The 8,823-nt window shown below is 41.2% G+C and carries 9 protein-coding genes; 3 read left to right on the plus strand and 6 right to left on the minus strand.

The window, feature by feature from the left end:
* The 6 genes from AC3LHT_RS06025 to AC3LHT_RS06050 all read right to left on the minus strand — a co-directional run.
* Positions 1-448: hypothetical protein (locus tag AC3LHT_RS06025; protein ID WP_488662276.1), on the minus strand; the 448-nt coding region annotated here is incomplete at its 3' end.
* Between the two features lie 64 nt (positions 449-512).
* Entirely contained in the window at positions 513-2,561 is a 2,049-nt protein-coding gene (locus tag AC3LHT_RS06030; protein ID WP_488662277.1) for a hypothetical protein, read from the minus strand.
* Between the two features lie 117 nt (positions 2,562-2,678).
* Positions 2,679-3,758 carry a YncE family protein gene (locus AC3LHT_RS06035; protein WP_488662278.1) on the minus strand — a complete coding sequence of 360 codons (1,080 nt, stop codon included), beginning with the start codon at positions 3,756-3,758 and terminating at the stop codon, positions 2,679-2,681.
* Positions 3,755-5,530 carry a peptidoglycan DD-metalloendopeptidase family protein gene (locus AC3LHT_RS06040; protein WP_488662279.1) on the minus strand — a complete coding sequence of 592 codons (1,776 nt, stop codon included), beginning with the start codon at positions 5,528-5,530 and terminating at the stop codon, positions 3,755-3,757. The genes AC3LHT_RS06035 and AC3LHT_RS06040 overlap by 4 nt, the downstream gene beginning before the upstream one ends.
* A gap of 13 nt (positions 5,531-5,543) precedes the next feature.
* On the minus strand, positions 5,544-5,975 hold the full coding sequence (locus AC3LHT_RS06045; RefSeq protein WP_290647413.1) for a DUF881 domain-containing protein: 432 nt from the start codon (positions 5,973-5,975) through the stop codon (positions 5,544-5,546).
* Between the two features lie 42 nt (positions 5,976-6,017).
* The gene (locus tag AC3LHT_RS06050; RefSeq protein WP_290647412.1) at positions 6,018-6,290 is read right to left on the minus strand and encodes an HU family DNA-binding protein; all 273 of its coding nucleotides are present in this window, start codon (positions 6,288-6,290) and stop codon (positions 6,018-6,020) included.
* Between the two features lie 121 nt (positions 6,291-6,411).
* Here AC3LHT_RS06050 and AC3LHT_RS06055 point away from each other — a divergent pair, with 121 nt between their 5' ends.
* From AC3LHT_RS06055 to AC3LHT_RS06065, 3 genes are read left to right on the plus strand one after another with little or no spacing between them, the layout of a single operon-like run.
* A complete protein-coding gene (locus AC3LHT_RS06055; protein WP_488662280.1) occupies positions 6,412-7,335 on the plus strand; it encodes an ABC transporter substrate-binding protein in 924 nt (307 codons plus the stop codon).
* Complete coding sequence (locus AC3LHT_RS06060) at positions 7,335-8,069, plus strand: ABC transporter permease (RefSeq protein ID WP_290667727.1); 735 nt, start codon at positions 7,335-7,337, stop codon at positions 8,067-8,069. The genes AC3LHT_RS06055 and AC3LHT_RS06060 overlap by 1 nt, the downstream gene beginning before the upstream one ends.
* Positions 8,059-8,745: an ABC transporter ATP-binding protein gene (locus AC3LHT_RS06065; RefSeq protein ID WP_488662281.1), complete on the plus strand. Its 687-nt coding sequence runs from the start codon at positions 8,059-8,061 to the stop codon at positions 8,743-8,745. Before AC3LHT_RS06060 ends, AC3LHT_RS06065 begins: the two co-directional genes overlap by 11 nt.
* The last annotated feature ends 78 nt before the right edge of the window (positions 8,746-8,823 follow it).

Below are 8,823 nucleotides of genomic sequence, written 5' to 3' on the forward strand. Positions count from 1 at the left end.
CTTTTCTGATCACAACAGTCCCATTTCTCTCAAGGCTTATGGCGTCAATATTGTAAGGAGAACTTTCCGCTCTCCAATTCAGTATTAACTGTTTCCCATCTTCGCTAAAGGCATAATCAAATGAGCTTATATTGGGTTCTGGAAAAGCGTACTTCAACTCTTTAGTGCCACTGGCTATTTCCTTTCTTTCCAGTAGAACCCCTTCAAGCGTTACAAATTCCACCGAATCGCTTCGCTTGGCTTTTAACTTAGCAGATGGTTCATTTTTGCTCAGGTTGACTTCTTCAATGGAAGATACCGCCTTTATTGTAGGGTTGCCCTGTGCGTCAGTGGGAAATAAAACACTAACGGTTATTGTTATCGGTGTCCAGAGGAAGAAATAAAGCAGTACCAGCAATACTGCAATTGGTATTGCGATCCCTATTGTGAGCTTCAAACTGCGTTTCATTTTGACACCTCCTCTTTAACAAAAGCAGCCCGCCACTGGCGGGCCGCGATGAAAAAAGCACTTTTTACTTATTTAAGACCCTGATGAAGTATTCATCAAGATTCTCATCATCAGCGTGGTATTCAAGCAGTACAGTATATGTACCTGAAAGCCCTAATGGTAGTCCATCCTGAAGGTCAAACAATTCGTTGATAACGCCGGCGTTCTTGACCACATTTTCAGAACCTTCTTTGATCAGGTAAACATTACCAACAAAGCTTACAGGGTCAGGAAGGATCTCTGTGGTGAATTTGGAGAAGAACACTTTGTCCTTTTCGGCGAATTCAGCGTTAACCAACCTTCCAAGGAGAGTGTAGTGAAGAGTGGGATCGGTAATCTCTACCTTTGAAGTCGGCTCAATTCCTTCACGGCTGAATTTGAACATAGAGACAAACGCAGCGTCTTCTGGAACCCCAAGCTCACTAAGCACTTCGACAAAGTTGAAAATGGAATGCACTCTTGTAGGAACTTCCGCGTCAGCAGAAACAAGGCTACTTCCAAAGGAATTTTTGAATTCTTCCAGGGTGCTTACTTTCAACTCGTCAGTTGAATAGAGAATTCTCGCAGCCACGGGGTAAAGAGTTATTTCGGAACCGGCGAAAACCTCTTTGTCCAGATCTTCCTTGCACTGGTAAACAGTATCTTCTTTGTAATTAAAGCTTATAAGCTCATATGGATATACCTTATCAACATTCATTGTTGTTGTTTTGCTTTCATCCCAGGCACTGTGGACTACCATTTTCACTCCGGCAAGGGAAGAAACGTCAACCTTTACTTCTTTTACCTTTGACTCGCCTTCATCGAAGGTGGGGGTTGTCTTGCATGCAGCGTTAAAGGTGACGATGTAATTTTCGCTTATCCTTTCTCTCACTGCTGCCTCACAGGTCTTCGTATATGGCTTAGACGGTGCTGTATCAGGAAGGCTCTTGTAAAGTTCCACAAATCCGTCTTTAGCAGCATTCTCGAATGCAGGAAGAGGGCCATTCGGGAACATGTAAGCATAGTCGGCAGAATCAAGCATGATGTAGGTCTTGCCAGATTCCGTTTTGATTAAAGCAAAATCGCTGACATCATTCAACTTTGCTTCGAATTCTTCTTTCAGTTCTTCGAATTTTGGATCCCCTTTGTGATTCTCTTCCCACACAGCCATTATGGCATCGTGGTCGTACACGTTTATTTCGGCTACCATGTCTTTAGGCAATGCGGCTTCACCGAAAACAAGTTGTCCATCATATTTCTTCATGTAGGATACAACATTCTGAATGTTTCTTACAGGTACTTCAAGCCCGAGTTCTTCGGCAGTTTTTACTGGAGAAAGAGCCAATTTTGCAAAAAGGGCATAGGCTTCAGCTCTTGTGACCGGGACATCATATTCCCTGTTGAAAAAATCTGACCTTGTGTAAAGCTCTTCAGACATCAACAAAGGCAATGCCTTACCATCTTCTCCTGGTACGAGGAAATAGTTTTCGAAGACGTAGATGTAAGCGGATTCTTCGGCGCTTTTAAATCCTTTGTAAAGTTTCTTGAGTTCACCGACCTTGTCCAGCAGATAATCGTAGTTAGGTTTATTCTGTTCAACAAAGGCATCAACAAGAATTTTGATGTATTCAGCTCTTGTTAAAAAATCTTCTTTGTAGTTCAATACAATCCGATTGCCAAGAACTTCTTTGTAACCCCAAATCCTTGTATAATCAAATCCATCTTTATAGCCAAGCTGTTCAAACTCAGATTTGATGTTGTTGTCATAAGGTGCATTCATAGGATATTCGATGGCTTCTCTCTCAAGGCCAAAATACTTGACCAGCATTGCAAGCACTTCGTAAGGAGTGATGGGATCTGTAAGATCAAATGGGGCGAGTTCTTCAGCAGTTTCAAGTGGTATAAGCCCGTATTCCGATACATTGAAGACAGGGTCGAGATTATCAGCAAAGAGCAACTTGATGAGTTCAGCTCTTCCGGCTGGTTCAACCTTGCTGGTATCAAAATCGATCCACAAGGGCAACTGAACTGGCATATTAACAGCCATGAGGGCTACACTCAGCAATAATAAACTCGCAATAAGGAGCTTCTTCATATACTTTCCCCCCTCTTAGAGATTTAGATTTTGGGTTTGTAAATAGACTATTTCAGAGCAATTATACAACAAAGCCGACTATACATGCAAGATTTTTTTGTAAAGACCTCAGTTTTTTTATTGTTGAAGAATCACAAGTGACCCAAGCACACTACCACTTAGCCAATCCTCTTGAAGTAAAACAGCGATTTTGTCGTTATTAGCGACAGCGTCAATAGGGTATCCATAGAGTTTCAGCGCTTTTGATTCAGGACTATCAAGCATCTCGATTGTACCGCTGGTCACACTCATCACGTATCGATGCTTTCCTGCTATCAGGACTTTCAATGGGCCTGAACCCTGAGTTTTAAACTGATGAACAACATCAGTATCGAGTTCAATCTGATATACCGCATTACTGCCGATACAAGCTACCCAGATTTCTCTATCATTCATGATAGGAAAATTTGGCAATTTTCCCAATTTATATTCTCTTTTCTTCTGGAAGTTCTCTTTTGAAATAACATCAAGAGTCCCGTCCAGATAGTTCACCACATATAGGTTGTCAGAATCCTGGAGCATGTAGGAGGGCCTTTTGCCAAGTGCAATTTTTTTGTGAATTTTGCCAGCGGGATCGATCACAAATAATCCATAAGAGGTATCGAAATCATTGTTGAGCAGGTTATAGTTGTAAAAAAGGCTGATATAGAAAAATTTGCTATCTGCTATAACACTAAGTGCTTCAACAGGCAATTCGATTTTCTTTGTAATCTCGAAATTTTCTATATTGAGCAACAGGAAATTTTTATCCATTCCTAAAATCCCAAGGGTGTTTTTCAGAAAGGCACCGGTGATCAACCTTTCCCCGGTGGATATTTTCGTTTCAAGCTTCCATCTGCTAGGATTCCCTGATATGTCGTACACAACAACCCTGCCGCTGAAAAAGCCAAAGCAATAGAGTTTTTCATCTTTCAGCACAAAATCGTTAATACCTTCATTTTCAGAGTCCTCTAAAAAGCGAAGGGGCTTAAACGTTGAATCAAGTACCAGAAGTTCTGAATCCCCTTTCAAGAGAACGATATAGTAAGTACTCTGTTTGTTCTGTACTTTTTCGATTTTAAAAGGCGCCAGCCCGAGTTCCTGTCTTGAAACAATTTGTAGGGCCATTAAATTACAGGAAATTCCAAAAAGCAAAACAATCCAAAAGATCTTCTTCACGGTCGTTTCACCACGTAAACCAGGAGTTCTTCTTTAAATCCAGAAGCAAGATTGATGTCATGAGTATAGATATCAAGCCTTTTGCCCTTTATCCCTGAGCCTGTATCTTCGACGATGAAAAACCCCTTATTCGGCGCATTGGAAAAGAAAGGAATGTATATAACCGTTCCGGGTGGAAAGATAGAAGGATCCGCAGCAGCAGTTCTGTAAGCTTTCACGTAATTCCCGGTTGCTGTCACTTTGAAAGATGGAGATGTTGGGTTTTTCCCGTCGTCCCACTCTGTATACATCGTGACATTGAAATCCCCTGCATTTTCAAAGAATATTTCAGAGGGATTTACCGGAATGTCATTCCGCCATATCTCAAAGTGCAAATTTGGTGTGGCATCAGAACTTTCCCCGATAATCTCCCCTGCGCGAACAAAATCGCCTCTTTTTGCCATTAGATTGGTTAATTTTCCATAAACTGTACGAATTCCATTGCCATGATCGATAATGACGGTGTTACCATATTCATCATTTAGCTTTTCAGCTATAACAACGTGTCCAGGAAGAATGGCTTTTATCGCAGTGAATGGCGATACTTTTAAGTCAATGCCTGGATTCGCATAGCCTTTCTCATAGCTACCAAAAGGCGATACAATGGCTTTAATGAGTATTTCATAGTTATAGGTAAGTCCAAAATGGGATTGAAGAGTATCAGAACGAAGTAAAGAATCAAGTGAAACTGGAATATTTATTTCTTGCCCCGTGTAGATAATGTCGTCTTTGATCGTTGGATTTGCTTTTTTGAGCTCTTCAACTGATATCCCATAGGCTCGTGCAATCGTCCACAGGGTATCTCCAGATTGAATAATGTAAGTGATAATATCGGAGTTTTGAGCTTCGATTTCCTTTTGGCCAATACGACTTCTGATATCAGCCACTTCTGCCAGGAAGAAGTCTATGGAAACAAAACTGGTATTAGAAGCGGCGAAGTCACCTATTTTGCTTATACGCTCGTCCAGATATGAATAGTCCTTTTCATATCTTTTTTGGAGAATATCCAACTGTGATTTCAGATCTTTTATTTCCTTTTCATAAAAGAACTGCTGAATATTTGTATTGACGAGATTATCCAGTTTCTCAAAAATTTGCCCGGTTAATTTGTTATTTTCTTCAACATTGCTACCGTTTGCTTCAACCATTTTTTTCAAATCGGAAAGTTGCTCTTGAAGGCTTTTTAAATCATCTATATTCACTGAGAGTTTTTCGAATCCTGTCAGATATTCAAGCTGTTTGGAAAGGCTCGTGATGGAAGTCTCTATATTTTGCAGGCGCTTCTGCTCTTCAGCAAGGGAATCAAGCTTTTGTTGAATGGTTGAAAGCTCACTTTTGATTTCGTCATTGAGTTGAAGCCCTTGAAGGTTTGCATTTGCAAAATCATCTAGCTGGGCAAGAAGTTGCTGGGTCACTTTGCTGTTTTCTTCGATGAGTTCTCCTTTGGCCTCGACCAACTTTTTAAGTTCCAGCAATTGTGCCTGGAGGCTTTTAAGGTCTTCGGCATTGGAGACGAATTCCTCGGAACCCGTCAGATAATCAAGCTGCTTTGATATGTTTGAAATTGCATTTTCCACATCCTGCAACTGTTTTTGTTCCTCGGTGATGAAATCCAGCTTTTTCTGAATTGCGGAAATTTCATCCCGGAATTCGCCACGGGTTACCCACCACGAAGAACAGCCTGAAGAAAGTAGCATCAAAACCAGCAAAACTACGGGAACAAATCTGGCCACAAACATCATCTCCCTAAGGGATAGTGAGTTTTTCAAGTGAAAGGGCGCTCACTGAAAATCCCTTCGACTTTAAATATTCCGTTAACAGCGAAAGACCTGAGAGGATATAATCGGGATCACCGAGTATTTTTATTTTTAGGGAACTGGAAGTTATTTTTCTGTTGTTTATCATCAAAGAAGGTCCTATACATCTCACATACGTATAAGGCTCAATCCTAACGCCGTTCACGGAAAACTCTTTGAGTCCAAGAGCATAGAGTTCATTGATTATCAGTAAAATATCAGTATCGTGTATAATATTGATTCCTTCAACAGACGGTGTGACCGTAAGCCTTACTCCGGTCCCTTTATAACCAAAATTAAGAGGATAAAGCGACAGAAAAACAAAAAGAAGCAAAACAACTATAAAGAGTTCAAGTATAAAAATCCATTTGATATATCTCAAAATGTACACTCCGTAAAAGGGCGGCATTCGCCGCCCTGAAGCTTACTTTACCATGTTTTTGAGTTCTTTGCCGGGTACGAATTTAGGTACTTTAGCACCAGGGATCTTGATGGGCTTTCTAGTTCTTGGATTGACCCCCATCCTCGGTTTTCTTTTTACAACTTTGAAAGTCCCAAAACCTACGAGCCTAACTTCTTCGCCTTTAGAAAGCTTTTCTTCAATGATTTCAACGACGCTATCAAGGAGTAGGCCTGCTTCTTTTTTAGAAGTTTCAACACGTTCTGCCAATGCTGCTACCAGTTCTTTTTTGTTCATATTTCCCCCCCCTTTCGATAGGATTCGCATATATTCTACCACTCCATTGCATCAAAACCAAGACCAACTTGGATATTGTATTATATAATGATAAGGTAATGATGGTAAGGGAGGGATAAGAATGCGGAGACTTTTTATCGCAACTGCGCTGATAATAATTATTGTAAGTACTTTGACAGCTTATACTTATGTGAACCCCATAGGTCCTACTTTGATACCCGTGGCAAGAATGATAGCAGATTCGAACAGCAATGGGGTAGTCGCTGGATTCCAGCTTTCTTATTGGAAAACGGTGGATGAAGCAATTTCAAACGTCGTATCCGGAAAAGCCGACATTATCCTTTTGCCTGTGGTAATCGGAGCTCAGCTTTATGCAAAGGGTGTACCGATAAAGCTCGCCGCCGTGAGTATGTGGAACGGATTTTATTTTGTTTCCAAGGAGGAAATAAATACCATTGAAGACTTGTCAGGAAAGGTTGTGTATACACTGCATTCCCCCGGTCAAACCGCTGATGTTATATTGAAAACCGCTGTTGATATTGCGGGTTTAAGTAGAAATTCCATTTCTATTCTGTATGCAGCTGGTCCAGAGGCTATTCAACTATTTGCAGCGGGAAAGGCAGATGCACTACTGGTACCCGAACCCTTTGCTTCTCTTGCCTGCTTCAAAGTGCAAGGAGCCGAAAAATATCTGCCTATACAGGAAATGTGGAAGTCTATTTCTACGGAATACCCGAATGTGCCCACTTCAGGGATTTTTGTAAAATCAGGGATTCCAAGAGATGTAGTGGATTCTCTCTTGCTCCTTTACGAACAATCATTGTTGCTTTCCCTTGCCAATCCGGAAGAGACGGCGAAAATCGTGTCAGAAAAAATGGGAGGCTTTCCTGTTCCAGTGCTGCTAAAAGCTATGCCAGGTATATTGTTCAAATTTGAACGCTCTGACACAGCAAGGGGATCTGTGGAAAATTATTTAAATACCCTAAAAAAGATAGAGCCAGAATTGCTGGATCAGGGAATTGACTTTGAAAACCTATTCTGGTGATGAATAAGGGCTATTTTCTGTCAATTTTATTGCTCTTTCTCATATGGGAAATTGGATATCTCATGGTCGGGAATTCTCTGTTATTGCCCGGACCGGTTGAAACAATAGCCGAATTGATAAAACTGATAAATACAGGGGCACTTTGGGCTCCCCTGCTTTCTACGGTGCTTAAAGCAATGTTTGGCATGCTGCTGGCTTTGTTGCTTTCGCTGAGCACGGGTTTTTTGCTTGGGATTTCCAGCTTTCTTTATATATTGTTCAGGCCGCTGATTCTCGTGCTTCAGGCAGTGCCTATTGTCTCCTGGCTGGCTCTTGCGATTCTCTGGTGGGGAGTAGGCTTTCAATCACCTATGTATATTGTTTTTCTCACTCTGTACCCCATTATGACGCTGAACATCATCCAGGGAGTGAGAAGCGTGGATGTGAAACTAATCGAAATGGCCAGGGTTTTTTCCCTCAAAAGGCGAACGATTTTCAAAGACATCTACCTTGGCTCCATCCTTCCATTTGTTTTCTCTTCGTTAAAAATAAGCTCCGGGATAATGTGGAAATCTGTTGCGGTTGCCGAATTCATGGTTGGGGTCACGGGTATTGGCAGGAAAATAGCTGATGCCAAATACTTCCTTGACACAAAAAATGTCTTTGCATACACCATAGTTCTCGTCTTTCTGGGATTAGCAAGTGAGATTATTTTCAACGCGGTTTCAAAGAAGGTTTTCAATTATGTTAGTTAAAGCTGAAGAAATCACCAAAAGGTTCAACGGCGTTGAAGTTATCGGAAAATTCTCCGTTGAGGTAATTCGCGGAGAATTCTTGAGCATTCTTGGAGAGTCGGGTTGTGGCAAAACAACCCTTCTCAAGCTCCTTTCTGGTATTCTGGATCCAGATGAAGGAACGATAACCAGAAATTTCTCCAAGCAAGGGTTTGTATTTCAAGACGACCGCTTGATCCCATGGAGAAATGCATTCTATAATGTTAAGATCGTTTCAGATGAAAAACATGCTGAAACTCTGTTGAAAAGAGTGGGAGTGTTAGAACACGCCAAAAAGCATCCTTCTCAACTCAGTGGCGGTATGATAAAGAGGGTTTGTCTCGCTCGTGCCCTTGCATTAGACCCTGAAATACTTTTTTTGGATGAACCTTTTTCGTCACTTGACATCGTTACGAGAATGAAACTCCTTAAAATGCTTAAAAATTTATGGACAGAGCGTTCTTGTACAGCGGTTATGGTTACCCACGACCCTTTTGAAGCAGCCTTTTTATCCACAAGGGTAATTGTGACAGGTAGAAATTTCAAAAATTATCATATTGTAAAGACCGGTTCTCCCGCTGAAAGGAACCTGACAGAAGTTCTTTCACTCCAGAACAAATTCATTGGTCTGCTTGAGGAAATGGTTAGTGACGCCTGAAGAGCAAGGTCTGGAGTGCCAAAGGACGGGTATAGGGTTTAGTTATTGGGGTTTAGTAAGAACTGGTCCACATTACTA

It is taken from the genome of Kosmotoga sp. (assembly GCF_982836095.1).

Excerpts from the sequence above, each read along its gene's own strand:
- AC3LHT_RS06030 (WP_488662277.1), bottom strand. The coding sequence starts at position 2,561 with ATGAAGAAGCTCCTTATTGCGAGTTTATTATTGCTGAGTGTAGCCCTC.
- AC3LHT_RS06050 (WP_290647412.1), bottom strand. The coding sequence starts at position 6,290 with ATGAACAAAAAAGAACTGGTAGCAGCATTGGCAGAACGTGTTGAAACT.
- AC3LHT_RS06055 (WP_488662280.1), top strand. The coding sequence starts at position 6,412 with ATGCGGAGACTTTTTATCGCAACTGCGCTGATAATAATTATTGTAAGT.
- AC3LHT_RS06060 (WP_290667727.1), top strand. The coding sequence starts at position 7,335 with ATGAATAAGGGCTATTTTCTGTCAATTTTATTGCTCTTTCTCATATGG.
- AC3LHT_RS06065 (WP_488662281.1), top strand. The coding sequence starts at position 8,059 with ATGTTAGTTAAAGCTGAAGAAATCACCAAAAGGTTCAACGGCGTTGAA.